The 17573-nt window shown below is 40.0% G+C and carries 14 protein-coding genes; 9 read left to right on the top strand and 5 right to left on the bottom strand.

Annotated features, from left to right (window positions below):
* Positions 1-14: 14 nt before the first annotated feature.
* Together hemJ and CMT41_RS16260 are read right to left on the bottom strand one after the other, a co-directional pair.
* Positions 15-461: a protoporphyrinogen oxidase HemJ gene (hemJ, locus tag CMT41_RS16265; RefSeq protein ID WP_057182787.1), complete on the bottom strand. Its 447-nt coding sequence runs from the start codon at positions 459-461 to the stop codon at positions 15-17.
* The gene (locus CMT41_RS16260) at positions 461-2182 is read right to left on the bottom strand and encodes a chloride channel protein (protein ID WP_057182785.1); all 1722 of its coding nucleotides are present in this window, start codon (positions 2180-2182) and stop codon (positions 461-463) included. The genes hemJ and CMT41_RS16260 overlap by 1 nt, the downstream gene beginning before the upstream one ends.
* A gap of 23 nt (positions 2183-2205) precedes the next feature.
* Between CMT41_RS16260 and CMT41_RS16255 the strand changes: the two genes are divergently transcribed.
* Together CMT41_RS16255 and erpA are read left to right on the top strand one after the other, a co-directional pair.
* Positions 2206-2925 carry a DUF6776 family protein gene (locus tag CMT41_RS16255; protein ID WP_231733096.1) on the top strand — a complete coding sequence of 240 codons (720 nt, stop codon included), beginning with the start codon at positions 2206-2208 and terminating at the stop codon, positions 2923-2925.
* Positions 2926-3280: 355 nt separating this feature from the next.
* On the top strand, positions 3281-3622 hold the full coding sequence (gene erpA / locus CMT41_RS16250) for an iron-sulfur cluster insertion protein ErpA (protein ID WP_057182783.1): 342 nt from the start codon (positions 3281-3283) through the stop codon (positions 3620-3622).
* Positions 3623-3946: 324 nt separating this feature from the next.
* On the opposite strand, the gene CMT41_RS16245 is transcribed toward erpA, so the two are convergent.
* Positions 3947-5116 (bottom strand): HD-GYP domain-containing protein, encoded by a 1170-nt coding sequence (locus CMT41_RS16245; RefSeq protein WP_058027840.1) that lies wholly within the window; start codon positions 5114-5116, stop codon positions 3947-3949.
* A gap of 254 nt (positions 5117-5370) precedes the next feature.
* Between CMT41_RS16245 and CMT41_RS16240 the strand changes: the two genes are divergently transcribed.
* From CMT41_RS16240 to rlmB, 3 genes are all read left to right on the top strand, one after another.
* A complete protein-coding gene (locus tag CMT41_RS16240) occupies positions 5371-6009 on the top strand; it encodes a tetratricopeptide repeat protein (RefSeq protein WP_057182779.1) in 639 nt (212 codons plus the stop codon).
* Positions 6010-6134: 125 nt separating this feature from the next.
* Complete coding sequence (gene rnr, locus CMT41_RS16235; protein WP_058027839.1) at positions 6135-8618, top strand: ribonuclease R; 2484 nt, start codon at positions 6135-6137, stop codon at positions 8616-8618.
* A gap of 64 nt (positions 8619-8682) precedes the next feature.
* Positions 8683-9438 (top strand): 23S rRNA (guanosine(2251)-2'-O)-methyltransferase RlmB, encoded by a 756-nt coding sequence (gene rlmB, locus CMT41_RS16230; RefSeq protein WP_058027838.1) that lies wholly within the window; start codon positions 8683-8685, stop codon positions 9436-9438.
* Between the two features lie 218 nt (positions 9439-9656).
* On the opposite strand, the gene CMT41_RS16225 is transcribed toward rlmB, so the two are convergent.
* Both CMT41_RS16225 and CMT41_RS16220 read right to left on the bottom strand, forming a co-directional pair.
* The gene (locus tag CMT41_RS16225; protein WP_057182774.1) at positions 9657-10625 is read right to left on the bottom strand and encodes a class 1 fructose-bisphosphatase; all 969 of its coding nucleotides are present in this window, start codon (positions 10623-10625) and stop codon (positions 9657-9659) included.
* 266 nt (positions 10626-10891) lie between these two features.
* A complete protein-coding gene (locus CMT41_RS16220; protein ID WP_057182772.1) occupies positions 10892-11809 on the bottom strand; it encodes a DMT family transporter in 918 nt (305 codons plus the stop codon).
* Between the two features lie 144 nt (positions 11810-11953).
* Here CMT41_RS16220 and CMT41_RS16215 point away from each other — a divergent pair, with 144 nt between their 5' ends.
* The 4 genes from CMT41_RS16215 (at position 11954) to CMT41_RS16200 (ending at position 17562) form a co-directional block, all read left to right on the top strand.
* On the top strand, positions 11954-13459 hold the full coding sequence (locus CMT41_RS16215; RefSeq protein ID WP_057182770.1) for an aminotransferase-like domain-containing protein: 1506 nt from the start codon (positions 11954-11956) through the stop codon (positions 13457-13459).
* A 5-nt stretch (positions 13460-13464) separates the two neighbouring features.
* Complete coding sequence (locus CMT41_RS16210) at positions 13465-14703, top strand: multidrug effflux MFS transporter (RefSeq protein ID WP_057182768.1); 1239 nt, start codon at positions 13465-13467, stop codon at positions 14701-14703.
* Between the two features lie 193 nt (positions 14704-14896).
* Positions 14897-15553 carry an isoprenoid biosynthesis glyoxalase ElbB gene (elbB, locus tag CMT41_RS16205; protein WP_057182766.1) on the top strand — a complete coding sequence of 219 codons (657 nt, stop codon included), beginning with the start codon at positions 14897-14899 and terminating at the stop codon, positions 15551-15553.
* Positions 15554-15681: 128 nt separating this feature from the next.
* Positions 15682-17562 carry a glycoside hydrolase family 3 protein gene (locus CMT41_RS16200; RefSeq protein WP_232299979.1) on the top strand — a complete coding sequence of 627 codons (1881 nt, stop codon included), beginning with the start codon at positions 15682-15684 and terminating at the stop codon, positions 17560-17562.
* Positions 17563-17573 lie beyond the last annotated feature (11 nt).

Genomic DNA, 17573 nt, shown 5'->3' with positions numbered 1-17573 from the left:
TTCGACTGGGAAAATCAGCCAGGTTTAACATAAGCTAAAATAATTACTGCCAATAATATAAGCACGGGCAGCTCATTAAAAATTCGATAGAAGCGTGCTGTTCGGGTATTTTTATCTTGGGCAAAGGTTTTCACTAATTTAAAACAATAGCCATGATAAACAAAGAGTAATATTACTAAGCTTAATTTGATATGTAGCCATTTAGCGGCAAAAAACCAGTCATGTCCGTAAGCGTAGATTATTGCTAAGCCCATCACTAGGGTAAAAATGGCAAAAGGGGTAATAAAATACAATAAGCGTTTTTCCATGCCTTTTAGTTGCTGAGCAACGTCAGTTGACTTAGTTTCTGCATGATTGACAAATAAGCGTGGTAAATAAAAGATACCGGCAAACCAAGCGACCATAAAAAAAACGTGGAAGGCTTTAAGCCAGAGGATATTATTGATTAAAAACGTGTCCATTAATGGAGTTTTCCTTCTACCAAATAAATTCTAAGTTGTTCAAAGGTGACCAAGCCAATACAGTCGTTAATATCTTTCCCATAAATATATACCGCCCCTGAGCGTTGCTCTACTAAAGCTAAATAAGCTTCGGCCAAGGTTACTTGATGATTTAATGGGATAAGCTTATGCAATATCAACTTTTTAGCAAGATTATGTTCAATGTCCTCACCGTCATCATCAGCGATTTCTGCATCGAATTGCGCCCAATAATAGCTATTTATCTCTGTGGCTTGCGTCGATTCTTGGTTAATAATGAGTTGAGATTGATGACTACTGAGTAGCTCTCCGATAATAGTGCGAGTACTTGCCTGCTCTAAAATCAATAAATTATCTTTCATTACCGCCAAGACACCAATATTTTGCAATGATTCTTCAATGGGCGGTTTGCGATAGGATAAGTTTTGTGCATCTAATTGCATGGTAAAAATAGACTCATTTTTACAAAGTTGTCTAGATACTATACTCGCGATAGTAATAACAATCATGGCGGGAACAACCAACTCAAGTTGACTGGATAGCTCAACCACAGTAAGTAAGGCGGCAAGTGGCGCATTTAAGCTGGCAGCCATAAAACCTGCCATGCCCATAAGGATGAAATCACTGCCAAGGTACTCGCCGGGTAAAACTTGTATTACTAACGCACCAGCGCAGGCACCAGCTATAGCTCCTATGCCGAGTGTTGGTCCAATAATACCACCAGGTATACCTAAGCCAAGGGCAAACATGGTCATTAATAATTTAGCGATAAGTAAGCTAAACAACAAACCTAGTGACAAGTTGCTCGTTAAGGAAATATCAATGGCACTGGTACCTGTGCCCATAGCGCCAGGGACTAAATAGCCTAAAATACCGGTAATAAAAGCGGCAAGCAATAAGCGTGGCACTATGTGGTATTTAACACTTTTTTTGATGATTAAAACAAGGTACTTATTAAATGCTGCCGCCAATATGCCTAAGACTATGGCTAGCAGTACTAAAGAAAAATAATGGTATTGGTCAAGCGCTATAGGATGAAAGTATTCAAAATCATGACTGGTGCCAAAGACACTGCGGGTAATCAAGGAGCCGACAATAGCAGCAAGCATGACAGGCACAAAAATATGGACCTTGTATTCACGCATAATCACTTCCATCACAAAAATCACTGCAGCTATCGGGGTATTAAATGTAGCCGCTATACCCGCGGCTATACCGCAAGCGCATAAGGTACGAACACTGTTATAAGGTAATTTTAACGCATTAGCCATATAGCTACTACATGCCGCACCAAGGTGTACGGCGGGTCCTTCACGGCCAACAGAAAAACCAGAAGCTAATGCTACCGCACTACCCCAAAATTGGTTAAGGGTGTTTTTAAAGGGAATGACACCATGAGCCACTTTTAAACGATGCAGAACAAAGGGGATGCCAGTGCGTAAATATTTATAACCGGTAAGCCAACCAAAAAACAGGATAATAATGGCGCCTATTATGGGTAAATCAAAACGACTTAATTCATCTAAACTGCTATAGTTATCGCGTTTTATTAGATAAAGCTGCTGGATCTCTTCGATAGTGAGGGTAAATAACACCACTAAAAAAGCGGAAGCGCAGCCACCAATTATGGCCAGCAAACAAATTTGCCAAGAGATTTCTGGCAAAGCTAGATGTTTTCGTATTGCTGCGATTGATATTATCATTACAGGATTATAATACTTTACAAATGAAATGGTTAGCAAAAATAAATCTTAGCGTCGTCGTTGAGCGTTTAGGCAGCTTTAAATCGGCTTTGTTTTTAGGCACAGTGATCATTCTTTGCCTTTTTATCGGCTACCGTTTGGGAAATTATTACCATTATTTTCAAGTGACCAGCCTTGAACAGCAAAAGCTTAGATTAGAACAGCTTTATCACCAGCAAGAACAGAGTATAGCGAGAATTCACTCATTAGAAGTTGAGTTAGCTGTTGAGCAACTTGCCAATGAACAAGTACAAAATTCACTTAAAATCGCCTCTAAGCAACAGTTTGAAGTAAAAAAACAGTTGGCCTTTTACGAAAAAATAATGGCACCCGAAAAGCAGGCGGCAGGTCTGTTAGTCGAGGAGGTAAAAATAACCGCCAGTAAAATCCCCAATCAATACCACTTTCAGGTGACCTTAGTGCAACAGCAATTAAAGCGGCGCTATAGTAAAGGCTATATTGACTTGGTTTTTGAAGGCTACGACGGTGAAAAAGCAATAAAACTTAAGCTGGCTGAAGTTTCTCAGCTGAATAAACAAGATGTAAAATTCAGCTTTCAATATTTTCAGATTATTAGTGGCAAATTTACCTTACCGGTTAATTTTATTCCGGAAAACGTCTTGGTCTCGGCAATATTAAGCAAATCTCGTTGGCAAAAATATGCTAAAAAAGATAAATCTTTGCCCTGGTTGGTAAGTAAATAACCTAAACTCTGCATAAGCGCCACTTGCTCAATCCTCTTTATTCGATTCTCTGCGCTAAAACGTCGATAAATAGCCCGCTATTGATAAATGTTTTGCCTTGATAATGGGATAATTTGAGCCATTGATTGGCTATATAGTTATTTTAGTTACTGGTCGATTTTTTCAGGGGATATAACTTGTTGATTTTACTTAAATATAAATCAGCCATTATTCAGAGTTCAGGTTAAATAACCTTTGACGGTTATTCGCGAATAATACTTGATTAAATTAGTCAGGTTTAAGATAATTAACTTTGTTTCAATCCATCGCTTTATAGCGTATTTTTTTCGTACTTTATTGTACTAAGTAGAGCACCATGTCAAACCCTGAATTACCCATTAAATTTACCGATGCAGCGGCAACTAAAGTCCTTTCGTTAATCACAGAAGAAGATAATCCTGCTCTTAAACTACGTGTATATGTTACCGGTGGTGGTTGTTCAGGTTTTCAATATGGTTTCACCTTTGATGAAAAAGTGAATGAAGGTGATATGACTATTGAAAAACAAGGTGTTGTTATGGTGGTAGACCCTATGAGTTTACAATACCTTGTTGATGGCGAAGTTGACTATCTTGAAAGTTTAGAGGGCAGTCGCTTTGTGGTAAACAATCCCAATGCAACGACTACTTGTGGTTGTGGTTCATCATTTTCTATCTAGTTTAGTTAGTTTAGTGACTAACTAAACTTTGTAGCTGTTTAATACCGACACCATGCCTAGATAGTGTCGGTATGATCATTTCTGCTCACCTAAGCGAATGGCAAAGGCCGTTTTTTTTCACTAGAAAAACATTCACTCCAGCATTTATTACCTTTTGCTATGTTAATCTATATAAATTTCACTCATTGCTTACTCACTTGTGCGGGTTAAGATCCCCCAAGACGATATTGCTCTCAATGCCAATAGTCAGTTATTGGCCAATTGAGATTCTTGTCCTGAATTGTTTTTTATAAGCACAACAAGCTCACCAACTTAATGAAAGGCCTAGCCTTCCATCAGTAACATTTCGATGATTTGCTTCATATCCAGATCGAACTCTTCCGCTCGGACTCCCCTAACAATGAAATCATCGTTCATTGATAGGTCAATTTCTTGCTTATTGAGAAAATGATGGTGTTTGACGCTGTAAAAAGAGTGCACCTGTGGGTTGGTCGGATCTTTATCATTACGAACTTTCACTAAGGCTAATTTATTTGATTTCAATTGCACTAAAGAGCCGATTGGAAATACGCCAATGCACTTGATAAATTGATCAACCAAATTCGTATCTAACTGATTTTTTTTGGCTAATTCTCGTAAAATGGCAAAGGATTTACCATGGGTAAATCCTTCTTTATAAACACGTGTCGCCGTTAAAGCATCAAAAATATCACAAATGGCAATCATACGGCCATATTGGCTAATGTCATCACCCGAAACTTGAAACGGGTAACCGCTACCATTTATTTTCTCATGATGCAGTGCCGCCACTTCAAGGCTAAGTGCGCTAATACCTGGAGTCTGCTTGATGATCTCTATGGAGTGGTTGGCATGAGTTTTCATGATGGTAAATTCATCATCGGTTAATTTACCCGGTTTATTGAGGATCTCATCGGGTATTTTAATTTTGCCAATATCATGGAGAAATGCACCAACCGATAATTGCTCAATAATATCTCTATCTAAAGCTAAATAACGTGCAAAAATGGTAATGTAGACAGAAACTGCGACAGAGTGCTCTAATAAATACTCATCTTTCTCTCGAATATTTAACATACAAGCAAGGGCGTCAGGGCAGTTGAATATTGCATCGATAGACTTATTAGTAATTTCAATTACCGGTAATAAATCAAGGCTGCTACCACTCAATGCATCATGAAATAATTTCTTTTGAATGGATTTAGATTGGTTAAAAATTTCTTTTGCCTGTTTAAGCTGTTCTCTGTTTAGGGATGAAGGCTTGGTAGGAGCCGACTCTGTTTTTTCGCTGCTAGCTGCGATTGTTTTACTATCGTCAATTAATACACAATAAACATTTTTACTTTTAAGGTGGTTAATGACCGCTGTGCTTTTTATATGTCCGGCGGCAGTTAAAGAGAAATTATCCGCTTGGTGGATAATTTTCACCACATAATGGCCAACAGTTAACTCAGCAAGTTCTTTTTCAATTAGCATATTTAGGCGCCGTTATTTAGAAGGAGTATTTCAACATAAGTCATTGGGGAAATTTATGATGCTAGCGGGTCTTTGTTATTCTGTGCTCAATAATACTAGCCATACTTGAGCACTTATTCAATTTATTAGCCGTTTAAAAGATGAACTTGGCGTTAAAGTTGCTTTACAATACCAGCTTAGTGCAATAAATTTCATACTTAGCGCTTGCTGGCCGATATAGGGTGGTAAGCCGGTTTAGCCTAGTTAGGATTATTATGCGTCTGTTATTTTTGGTGTTTATCTTTTTAGTCAATGCTCTATTCATTATGCCATCAGCTATGGCCGTGTCTAAAAATATGCAAGCAGTGCAGATTTATACGGATAATATATTGCTTGATTTAATAAAAGATAACAAACATTTAAGTCAAGTAGTGTTAGATGAATGTCAGTTAGTGCAAGATATTGAAGCTCGCGCTAATAAAGCTAAAATGCCCTCATATCAATTTTTATGGGGTGATATGTTAGCCTATGGTGTCTGTGTCGAAAAAGACATTCCCTTAGGTTTACACTATATGCATCTCGCAGCTGATCAGGGCTTAGCGGAAGGCTTAGAACAATTAGGTCGCTATTACCATATTGGTAAATTTATGCAGGTTGATATTGAACGTGCCATTGTTTATTTAAAAACTGCGGCAAGTTTAAATAACTTGGCCGCACAAATGCGTTTAGCGGGTTTATACCAACAAGACTTTGGTAGCCCGTTAGACTACCCGGCATTGTATTCTCAATTACATCATTCTTTAACCGATGATAAAGCAACCCATAAAAAAATCAGTGAGTTATTGGCTGTACTTGCCAGTAAAATGCCGGATAAAGTGGTCGCACAAGCGAAAAGAACCAGCTATACCAATTAAGCATTAGTGCTATACCATTCAGCATAAAGAAGTGCTCACTTTCTTATACTGATTGGTATTAAGCTGCTTATTTAAACTTTATGGTATACTGGCAAGCAGTTATCCTTAAATACTGACCCTTTATAGTGACCTATAACGATCCACACGCTAAACGCGAAGCTAAAAAATACGATAAGCCAGTTGCCTCACGCGAATTATTGCTATCAATCATCGAAAAATGCTCGCCACCACCTAGTTTCAATAGCCTGCTTAAAACACTAAAGTATGATGAAGAATACCAACTTATTGGTTTGAAACGTCGTTTACGCGCTATGGAAAATAGTGGTCAGTTAATTTTTAATAAATTTAAACAATACGCCTTGCCGGAAAAAAATAGCCTGTTAACCGGCAAAGTTATTGGCCATAGGGACGGTTTTGGTTTCTTTTCTCCGGATGATTCATCAATCACAGATAAAAAGGGCAAAGACTTTTATATTTCCTCCTATGAAATGCAGCGTGTTTTTCATGGTGATATTGTCCAAGCTATTTTAGTTGACCGTACCGATAGAAAAGGCCGTAAAGAAGTTAAAATTCTTGAAGTTATCGAACCCAGAAAAGCGCCCATAGTTGGACGCTTATATATCGACCATCATGTCTGTTCAGTTGTCCCTGAAGACAGTAAAATTAAACAAGAAGTGTTAATTGACCCACAAGCAAAAATGGGTGCTCGTCACGGTCAAATGGTGGTGGTGGAATTAGTACAAAGACCAACTAGACGTTCCCATGCTATTGGTAAAGTTATTGAAGTGTTAGGGGATCACCTTGCACCAGGCATGGAAATCGAAATCGCCTTACGTGCTCATGATCTACCACACCAATTTTCTCATACGGTACAAGCCGAAGTTGCGGGTATTGCAGATGAGGTCGAAGAGTCAGCTAAACTGCCACGCAAAGATTTACGAGACTTACCCTTAGTCACTATCGATGGTGAAGATGCCCGTGATTTTGATGATGCAGTCTATTGTCAGCCGAAAAAATCCGGTGGTTGGCGCTTATGGGTTGCTATTGCCGATGTTAGTTATTATGTAAAAGATGGCACAGACCTAGACGAGGAGGCAATATCCCGGGGTAATTCGGTTTACTTCCCCAGCCAAGTTATCCCTATGTTACCGGAGAAACTCTCTAATGGCTTATGTTCACTAAAACCGGATGTCGACCGTTTATGTATGGTCTGTGAGATGACGGTAAGTGCGACTGGTAAGCTTTCAGGCAGTAAGTTTTACCCGGCAGTAATGCGTTCTCATGCTCGTTTTACTTACACTCAAGTCGCCGCTATTCTTGACGGCGATGCAGACCTTTGTCAGGAATATCAAGGCTTAGTACCTGATTTGAAAAACCTTGAGCAAATGTATCACGCGCTAACCGATGCCCGTCTTCAGCGTGGTGCCATCGCTTTTGAAACCCAAGAGTCTATTTTTATCTTTAATGAAGATAAAAAAATTCAAAGTGTTGAAGCACTTATTCGCAATGATGCTCATAAAATCATTGAAGAATGTATGATCTTGGCCAACGTAGCGACAGCAAAATTTATTGAAAAACATGAAATCCCTGGTTTATTCCGCGTTCACGAAAAGCCCAATGAAGATAAGTACCGTAACTTTATTACTTACTTAAATGAGCTGGGCTTGTCAATGCCGGTCAAAGAAGAGCCGGAGCCAAGAGATTACGGTGATATCCTTGCGAAAGTGGCAGGTCGTCCGGATCAAGAGCTTATTCAAACCATGTTATTACGCTCAATGCGCCAAGCGGTTTATCAAAGTGATAACGAAGGACATTTTGGTTTAGCACTGCCTTCATACAGTCATTTCACTTCACCTATTCGTCGCTACCCTGATTTAGTGGTGCATCGAGTCATTAAAGCCATTCTTGAAAAATCAGCCAAAAGTGATGGCAATCAAGGCTTTTATCAATACTCCTTAGCAGAAGTGATTGAGCTGGGCGAACATTGCTCTATGACCGAGCGACGCGCCGATGAAGCCACTCGCGATGTTGCTGATTGGCTCAAGTGTGAGTTTATGCAAGACCATGTTGGTGATACTTTTAACGGCGTTATTTCCACGGTGACTAACTTCGGCATGTTTGTTCGCTTACAAGATTTACATATTGAAGGTTTAGTCCATATCACCTCCCTTGGTCGTGATTTTTATCATTATGATGATGTCCGTATGTGTTTAACGGGTGAAAATAGTGGTAATAAATACCGTGTTGGCGATGAAATTCGCGTGCAAGTTGCCGCAGTTAATCTGGATGAAAAGAAAATAGACTTACGACTTGAAGGTGTTGATTCTGACCGTGAAAATCAAGGGCAATCTAGAGGTAAAGGTAAGTCTAAAGGCAACTCTAAAAACAAGGGAGCTAGGCGCTCAACTTCAAACTCAACTGAGGCCAAGTCAGCAACTAGCTCGGGTGATCGCGCCAGTAAAGCCAAAAAAAGTAAAACTAAAGGCAAGTCTAAAGGCTCGACTAAAGATAAGCCGAAAGAGAAGAGTAAAGTAAAAAAGCGCAGTGCCCGTAAAAAACGCCCAGGGAAAAATGCCCGCAAGAGTACCAAGAGCAATACCACAACATAGTGAAATAAACCCTATTACTTCGGTTATTAAACTTCGGTTATTAATTTAAAGACAGAGAAAGATCATGGCAAAAAGTGAAGAGTTAGTTTTTGGTATTCATGCAGTTAATGCCTTAATAAACGTAGCACCAGAGCGTTTTATTGAAATTTGGCTATTAAAAGGTCGTGAAGATGATCGCATGATGCCCATCATAAACTTAACTCGTAAATACGGAATTGGTACTCAATTGGTCAGTCGTAAAGTACTGGATGAAAAAAGTGAAGGTGAACAGCACCAAGGCGTAGTTGCTCGTGTTAGACCCGGCAAAGCCTACACCGAAAATGATCTAGATGACATTTTACAAGCCGCAAAGAAAAAAGGTGTTCCGCCATTTCTGCTTATCTTAGATGGTGTAACCGACCCGCATAACCTAGGTGCTTGTTTACGTAATGCTGATGCTGCTGGCGTACAAGCCATCATAGTACCAAAAGACAATGCCGCACAAATAACCCCAACCGTGCGTAAAGTTGCCGTCGGAGCGGTAGAGAGTGTGCCTTTAGTGCAAGTCACTAACTTATCAAGAACGATGAAATACCTGCAACAGCAAGGTGTATGGATTGTTGGCACTGCCGGGGAAACTGATACCTGCTTATATGATGTCAAACTTTCTGGTCCTATGGCACTGGTTATGGGCGCTGAAGGTAAAGGTATGCGCCGATTGACTCGTGAAAATTGTGATCAATTAGTTAAGTTGCCTATGGCGGGGAGTGTTTCAAGTTTAAATGTATCAGTGGCAACAGGTATTTGTTTGTTTGAAATGGTACGCCAACGTTTAGTTTAATGGTGGCGTCACTAAGGACTGGGAATCTTTATAAAAAGCAAGCTTACTAAGGGTTATTGAGCCAGTACAAGACAAAGGTGTAGAGACAAAAAAGGCTTATTGTTGGTAACAATAAGCCTTTTTATTGGCTCTATTTTCTCAGTCAGTATTTTACTGAGCAGTTTTAATTAACGCGAACTCGGCTGCATGGCTCTTCCTTACCTTAAGCCGAGTTGAGGTTATTTATAGTAGCTTAAACATTTCTCTACTTCGTTTTTAGAGCCCATAATAACTTCAACACGTTGATGTATGCTATCGGGTTCAATATCCATAATACGGCCTTGACTAGTCATGGCTAAACCGCCAGCTTGTTCAAGTAAAAATGCCATCGGATTGGCTTCATACATTAAACGTAGCTTGTATGGTTGCTCTGCTTTTCTGCTATCAGCTGGGTAAGTGAAAATACCACCGCGACATAATACTCGATGAATATCACCCACCATGGCTGCTATCCAGCGCATATTGAAGTTTTTGCCACGTGGACCGGTATCACCAGCGAGTAAATCACTAATGTAGTTTTGCATTGGTGCTTGCCAAAAACGTTGGTTTGACATGTTAATGGCAAACTCTTGCGTATCGGTAGGTACTTGCACATTACGCTCTACTAATAAGTAACCACCATGTGTTCTATCCAAGACATAAAAATGTGTACCACTACCTGTGGTCATCACTAACATAGTTGATGGGCCATAAAGCACATAACCAGCACAAATTTGGCTATTACCTGCTTGTTTGAACATATCATCATCACCAGCAGCAATATCTGTAGGTGCTTCATGAATGGAGAAAATAGTACCAATTAATGAATTGATATCGATGTTCGAGCTACCATCAAGGGGATCAAAAGAAACAATATATTTACCGTTTTCATCACCAGCAACTGAATGGTCTTCTTCTTCTGATGAAATGGCTTTAACAAAACCAGATTCAAGTAAGATATCTTTAAATAAATCATTAGCAATCACATCTAATTTTTTCTGCACTTCACCTTGAATGTTTTCATCCAAGGTTGAGCCCATGACATCACCTAAGTGGCCTTGGCTAACACGAAACGAAATCTCTTTCGTGGCAGCTAAAATAGTTTTTATTAATGAAATTAAATCAAGAGGTACATTGTCTTGACGTAAAGCTGGGGCTAGTCGTTGCATTAGGTTACCTAAATTACTTTTAAAGTTGATTGGCTAAGTTTGAATTAGTTTGGCGGTATCAATTTACCCGAGAACAAGGCAAATTTTACCGACTAATATCTAAGACAAAGTCGTCTCATGTTTCATCTAATTATTTGAAGCGACTTATATGCTGGTACCGTTGAAAGAGCACTTTTCAACATGCATCTTGATTGGTAGCAGCGATATATTATAGCAAGTTTGTCCTTTGCTTTAACATGCCTATCGGGATTAATTTAAGTGTTTTGCTACACTTCTCTGGTTTTTAAACGGCTAAAACTGAAACGTTTTAATATTCCCGGGTTGGCTAGTACCACCAAATTACCCGCTAACATTAAGCCTAAGCCAATAAAAGTATAATTATCCCAAGTAAAACCTTCGACCACGCTTGAAATAACCACGGCAACGGCAGGAAACATAATCGTCGTATAAGAGGCTTTATGAGCGCCAATACGCGCCAGTAACGTTAAGTAACAACCAAAAGCGATAACTGAACCAAATATTGATAAATATAATAATGAACTAATATAGGGCAGGGTATAAGAGAAGTTAAACTCTTGACCTTGAACAAGTGCTACCACTAACATAAATAAACAGCCATATAACATACCCCAAGCAGTGGCAGGTAATACCGGCATATTATTATGCTGATTTTTAATTGAAATCATGTTGCCGGTAGAAGCAAATAGAACACCAATGAAACACAAGCCTAGGCCCAATAAGGTATTGTCAGCAAACTCGACATTGCTTATTTGTGGCCAAAATAGCGTGATAATGCCGACTAAACCGAGGGCAGCCCCAAGATAAACTTGGCTAGGAATACGGGTTTTAAACCAAAGGCGAGCATTAAGTATATTGACTATCATCAGGGTCGAAAACGCAATACTTGTTAAGGCCGAATTAATATATGTTTGCGCGTTATAAAGCAAATAATAGTTACAACCAAATAAGGTCAAACCAAAGGCTAATAGTTGCAGATGCTGTTTGGCCGAAAATGACAGTGGTAATTTTTTAAAACGACAATAAGCAAACATGACTAACGCGGCTAAACCAAAGCGATAAACAATAGATACTTCAGCGGCTACCTCACCTAATTGATAATTAATAGCGATCCAAGTTGAGCCCCAAATAATTACCGTAATTATATATAAAATACTATTGCTCATTAACTTTTACACCTTATAACTGGGATATAACTGGATAAAAGTGACATTGTAATGATAATTTGATTTAATGACATGTACAGAAAACTGAAAATGTAACCTATACAGTTTATGCTTATAATCAAGGCGTATACTATGAGAAAATAGATGAAGTTATTAGATAAAAGTTCTTCGGCATATTTGTATCAGCAAGTGATTGATTTTATCAAGCACCAGCAAAAAATTGGTGCGTTGCAACCCGGTGATAAATTGCCTAGTCTACGAAAATTAAGCCGCCAGTTCGAAATCAGTGTTCCAACAGTGAAACAAGCATATATTGAATTAGAGCGACAAGGGCGGGTAAGTGCCAGGCCACAGTCGGGTTATTATCTACAAGCGGCACAAGCAAGAACATTAAAACCCAGGCCAGCCAAATGGTCACAATGCAAGCCAGCAGAAGTAAAAGGGCGTAGCATGATCGAGCAAGTTCATGCCGCTGTGCATTTACCTAATACAGTGGCCTTGGGCATCTCTAATCCTATTCAGGCACACCCACCCGACAAGACCCTTGCCAGATTAATGCGCTCGGTGTTAAGTAAAGTATCAGAAAAAGCAGTGAGTTATGGCCCAGTTACCGGTGATGCCAAGTTACGTATGCAGTTGGCATTCAGGTATCAAGATCAAGGTGTTGATATACATCCAGATGATATTGTTATCACTAATGGTGCCCAAGAAGCATTATCTATTGCGCTGCAATGTGTCGCCCAACGCGGTGATATTATTGCCATCGAATCGCCGTGTTTTTTTGGCATTATCGAATTGATTGAAACCTTGGGCATGAAAGCCTTAGAAGTCTATACCTGTACCGAAGACGGTGTTGGTTTTGATGAGTTATCACAGGCCATTGGCCAACATAAGATAGCCGCCTGTTTATTTTCTACGGCAATAAATAATCCGCTTGGTTCAATGAAGTCAGATGAGCAACGTCAAGCTATGGTGATGCTATTAGAGCAGCATAATATCCCCTTGATTGAAGATGATGTTTATAGCGAGATATATTTTACCGACAAAAAGCCGAAACCGGCTCAGCTTTACTCTGAAAAGGGTCTAGTGATGACCTGTTCGTCATTTTCAAAAACAGCCGCACCAGGTTATCGCATTGGTTGGTTGTTGCCAGGTAAGTTTGAGGAACAAGCTAAGCGCATTAAGCGGGCACAATCTTGTTCTACCTCAATGTTGCAGCAGTTGACCTTAAATGAATACTTGCTCAGCGGCGATTATGATCGCCATCTTTGTGTCTTGAGAAAAAACCTAGCGTATAACTGTGAACGCATGCGGGCGTCAATTGCGGAACACTTTCCTAAAGAGGTGTGTATTTCAAAACCCCAAGGGGGCAGTGTGCTGTGGCTGCGTTGTCAATCACATGTCAATACCGGTGAGTTTTTTCAACAGGCTTTAGACCAAGGGGTAAGTTTTGCCCCAGGAGCAATATTTTCTCCCTCAGGAAAATATCAAAACTACATGCGAGTCAGCTTTGGCGTGCAATGGGGCGAGGAGGTTGAAACGGCGATTAAAACATTAGGTGCATTGGTGTTTGAATTCACTAGTCAGCAAAAAATATTACTTGCAACGCAGCAAAAACAACCGCACAGCAAAACAGCCAAGTTGGTGTAAGGGTTATGACAACACAACTTAAAGTCTCTTTAAAGTTATTATTGCCGCTATTGGCGGCTGTTTTAGCGATTTCTCCGCTTGCTGTTGATATGTACCTGCCGGCAATGCCAGCCTTGGCTGAGCACTTAAATACGCCAATGAGCATGATACAAAATAGCTTGAGTGTTTATTTACTTGGTTATGCCTTGGGCTTGATTTTATTTGGCCCTATGGCGGATAAATATTCGCGCCGAAAATTAGTCATACTCGGCATTGGCGGTTTTGTTATTTGCAGTTTATTACTGCCTATGGTCAGTAATATTGAGCAATTTTTAACGGTCAGGTTTATGCAGGCCTTTATTAGTAGCGCGGCAACTGTGGTAGTACCGGGTGCTGTGCGTGAATATTACGGTAAAGACACTGCTAAAGGGCTTTCTTATGTCAGTATGATCATGATGTTAGCACCTATGGTAGCGCCCGGTATTGGCAGTGTGTTATTGCTAACTCATAGCTGGCAGCTGATTTTTTATGTACTAGCGGCTTATAGCTTTATCGTCTTGTTGTTAGTGATGAAGTATTTACCTGATGCCGGCAGTATTGCTAGTGTAGGAGCTGAAAAAAAAACCATTAAAGTAAAAGTGCAATTGAGCTTTATTCACCGTTATAAAATTGTTTTAGGCAATGTTGAGGCAAGGTTAGATATTATTACTTCAATGATGATATCACTGGCTTTCTTTGCTTACATTACCGCTATCCCTTATGTGTATTTAAAGGTTTTTGCTGTCTCTGAGTACAGCTTTAGTTTGTTATTCGCGTTAAATATTTTCGCCTTAATGATTGCACATTTTACCAATACCCGCTTTGTCGTGCACAAAGGCTCTCGAACTATGTTGCGTTGTGGTTTAAGCCTTGCAGTCTTTGCTGCCACAGCTTTAGCATTGGTGAATGTATTACAATTACCCTTAGTGTATACCGTGGTGGCGATTTTTCCGTTAATGGGCAGTATCTCCTTGATCGCGGTAAATAGTGATGCTTTAATTCTTACCAAATTTCCCGAACACTCGGGTACGGTTACCGCAGTAATAGGTACCCTTCGTTGGGGCATTGGCGCTTTAGCTGGTCCTATTCTGGCGTTTTTCTATGATGGCAGCGCTAAGCCGTTTGCCTTGTTAATGTTATTCGCGGTATTGGTAGTGTTATGCTGTCAGTTAATTGTATGGTTTAACAATAAAAGTAAATCAACAAAAATTAACTCTGCTCTATAATACTATCTTCTATACGGTAATCGTCTGATTTAAAAGAAAGTATTGCTGAAGTGATAAAAGCGAGTTTCACAAGCAAGGATGCTTGTGTGAAGCCCCATGGATGGGTTTATGCGTCTCGCTTGTTTACTCAGCAACACCAAATTACAACAGAGACAAAGCGTTAGTCAATACAGTTAAATACAAAGGATAAATAATGAAAAATATAGCAGTTATCTTAAGCGGTTGTGGTGTATACGACGGCAGTGAAATTCATGAAGCAGTATTAACCTTATTGGCGATAGAACAGCAGGGCGCAAGCTATAGTTGTTTTGCACCAAATATAGCGCAGCATCATGTTATTAATCACCTTAACGGTGAAGTGAGCAAAGATGAAAGCCGTAATGTCTTGGTTGAAGCTGCGCGCATTAATCGTGGCGATGTTGATGATTTAATTGAATTACGTGAGCAAGATTTCGATGCTATCATTTTTGTTGGCGGCTTTGGCGCCGCTAAAAACTTAAGCAGTTTTGCTTTAGATAATGATAATTATAGTGTTAATGAACAAGTGCTTATCGCGGCTAAAGCCTTTGCCAAGGTAGCAAAACCGGCCGGTTATATGTGTATAGCGCCTGCTTTATTACCCCTGGTGTACCCTAAAGGCGTAAAAGGTACTATTGGCAAAGATAATGCGACGGCAGCGTTAATCAGTGCTAAGGGTTTAACTCATATTGAATGTGCTGTTGAAAATGTCGTGGTTGACGAAGCGAATAAAGTGGTGACGACACCCGCGTATATGTTAGCTGATTCGATTAGTGAAGCGGCAGTGGGTATTAATAAACTGGTAAAATATGTGCTTGCCTTTAGCGAATAGGTATTATGTTGATGGCTAAACGCGCCAATAAGCTACCGCAGAAAACAGCCACTTATTTCGTGGTAAGTACGTTTATAATAGCTTTAATTGCGCTAAGCGCTGGTCAAAGCCAGGCGACAATAAAAAATATGACTCCTAATAATAAGTCCAGCAGCACTTTGTTATCTACAACATTAGTTTTTAGCAAGTTTGAGCGACAAATAGCCGAAAAAATGTCCCTAGATATACGCTACTTTTGCCCAGATATAAATGGCAAACCTAGTGTGCCGACAGCAAAACATTGTCGACAAGCCGTTACCGAACTTCCCCAAGCCCTGGCACAATTGATTAGCACCACCAATGTTGGTGGTATTGTGTTATTTTCTGAAAATGTGCAAGAGATAGCACAAGTGGTTAAGTTAACTTATGACATCCAACAAGCGGCAGTAAAATCAGATCAAGGCCAGCCATTAATTATCTCTATTGATCAAGAGGGCGGTCGTGTTGCCCGTTTTGCTAAAATGACCGGCTTTGCGGGTAATATGGCCATTGGCGCTAGCTATCCCCAGCACGGAGTTCACTTTGCTACGCAAGTAAATAGTGTTATCGCCAAAGAGCTAAAAGCCTTAGGTATTAATAATAACTATGCGCCCGTGGTTGATGTAAATACCAATGTTGATAACCCAGTGATTAATACTCGCTCTTTTGGTGAGTCACCACAGCAAGTGGCTGAGTTGGGCGCTAGCGCAGTTAACGCTATACAAGCGCAAGGTGTGATGGCCACGTTAAAACACTTCCCCGGCCATGGCGATACCCATGTTGATAGTCACTTAGGTTTACCTCGCGTTGACCATGATAGAGCTAGCATAGATAAAATTGATCTGGCCCCTTTTGTTTGGGCCATTAAACACGCTAAGCCAGCGATGATCATGACGGCTCATATTCAATATCCGGCACTGGATGACAGTTTTTTTGTCAGTAGAAGTGGCGAAAAACTCATTCGGCCAGCAACCATGTCCCGTAAAATTTTAACTCACTTGTTAAGGGGTGAAATGGCTTTTGAGGGCATTATTGCTACCGATGCTCTAGATATGGCCGGCATTAGCCACTTTTTTAGCGAGGTTGAAGCCGTGGTAGAAACCTTTATCGCTGGCGCCGATCTTGCTGTTATGCCGTTTAAGGTTCGAACCCCAGAGGATGTTGCTGCCTTTAATGTCTTTATTAAAGCCGTCGCCAAGGAATTAAACCAGCGTATTGAGCAGGGTGATTATCAGTTGGCTGAATTTGAGCAATCAATAGCTAGGCTTAATGATTATAAAAAACAATATATAACAATAAGTAATGACTCACTAGCGCAGCAAGTACTAACAGCTAAAGCTATTATTGCCAATGATCAGCATATTAATACCGAGCAAGCTCTGGCTGATGCCGCCGTGACCCTATTGAAAAATAACCAGCTGCTACCGCTTAATGTCTCAGCCATTAAACGCTTACATTTTGTCGTGGCCAATCAGCAAGAATTAGTCGCGCTAACGTATGCGGCAACTAATGCCTTAGCGACAAAACTATGCTCAATAGAGTTGGCCACTATAAAAATAAGTCACTTTGTTGCTGACACGACCAAGGCTACTGTTGAGACTGAGCTTTTAATAAATAATGCCGATATTGTTATTGCTACTGTGGATATCAAAACCGCAAGTTTGGTTGATTTAGGCGGGATGGATGACTTAACACCTAGTTACGGTAGCGCAGCGCAACAACAGCAAAAGTTAAGCTATGGGAGCTTATTGAAGCAGCAACTTACGGTGGCTAATAAGCTAAATACTCCGGTAATACTTATTGCTAAGGGATCACCTTTCTTGATAAATGAATATAGTAACTTAGCGGATGTCGTCTTGTTGAATTTTGATGATAGGATCTATCAAGATAATCATCAACAGGCGATAAGCCCTGGTTTTAATGCTAGTTTGCAGGTGATTTTTAACGAAGGGAAAGCGCAAGGTAAGCTGCCCGTGACCTTGAAAAACTAGCGGTTATTGCT

Origin of the sequence: Colwellia sp. MT41, assembly GCF_001444365.1 — a bacterium.
Taxonomy (GTDB): domain Bacteria; phylum Pseudomonadota; class Gammaproteobacteria; order Enterobacterales; family Alteromonadaceae; genus Colwellia; species Colwellia marinimaniae.
This window is presented reverse-complemented; position numbering and strand designations above follow the sequence as displayed.

Coding starts and splice junctions, on each gene's coding strand:
- CMT41_RS16200 (WP_232299979.1), top strand. CDS start 15,682: ATGACTCCTAATAATAAGTCCAGCAGCACTTTGTTATCTACAACATTA.
- CMT41_RS16245 (WP_058027840.1), bottom strand. CDS start 5,116: ATGCTAATTGAAAAAGAACTTGCTGAGTTAACTGTTGGCCATTATGTG.
- erpA (WP_057182783.1), top strand. CDS start 3,281: ATGTCAAACCCTGAATTACCCATTAAATTTACCGATGCAGCGGCAACT.
- hemJ (WP_057182787.1), bottom strand. CDS start 461: ATGGACACGTTTTTAATCAATAATATCCTCTGGCTTAAAGCCTTCCAC.
- CMT41_RS16240 (WP_057182779.1), top strand. CDS start 5,371: ATGCGTCTGTTATTTTTGGTGTTTATCTTTTTAGTCAATGCTCTATTC.
- CMT41_RS16255 (WP_231733096.1), top strand. CDS start 2,206: ATGAAATGGTTAGCAAAAATAAATCTTAGCGTCGTCGTTGAGCGTTTA.
- elbB (WP_057182766.1), top strand. CDS start 14,897: ATGAAAAATATAGCAGTTATCTTAAGCGGTTGTGGTGTATACGACGGC.
- CMT41_RS16210 (WP_057182768.1), top strand. CDS start 13,465: ATGACAACACAACTTAAAGTCTCTTTAAAGTTATTATTGCCGCTATTG.
- CMT41_RS16215 (WP_057182770.1), top strand. CDS start 11,954: ATGAAGTTATTAGATAAAAGTTCTTCGGCATATTTGTATCAGCAAGTG.
- CMT41_RS16225 (WP_057182774.1), bottom strand. CDS start 10,625: ATGCAACGACTAGCCCCAGCTTTACGTCAAGACAATGTACCTCTTGAT.
- rlmB (WP_058027838.1), top strand. CDS start 8,683: ATGGCAAAAAGTGAAGAGTTAGTTTTTGGTATTCATGCAGTTAATGCC.
- CMT41_RS16220 (WP_057182772.1), bottom strand. CDS start 11,809: ATGAGCAATAGTATTTTATATATAATTACGGTAATTATTTGGGGCTCA.
- CMT41_RS16260 (WP_057182785.1), bottom strand. CDS start 2,182: ATGATAATATCAATCGCAGCAATACGAAAACATCTAGCTTTGCCAGAA.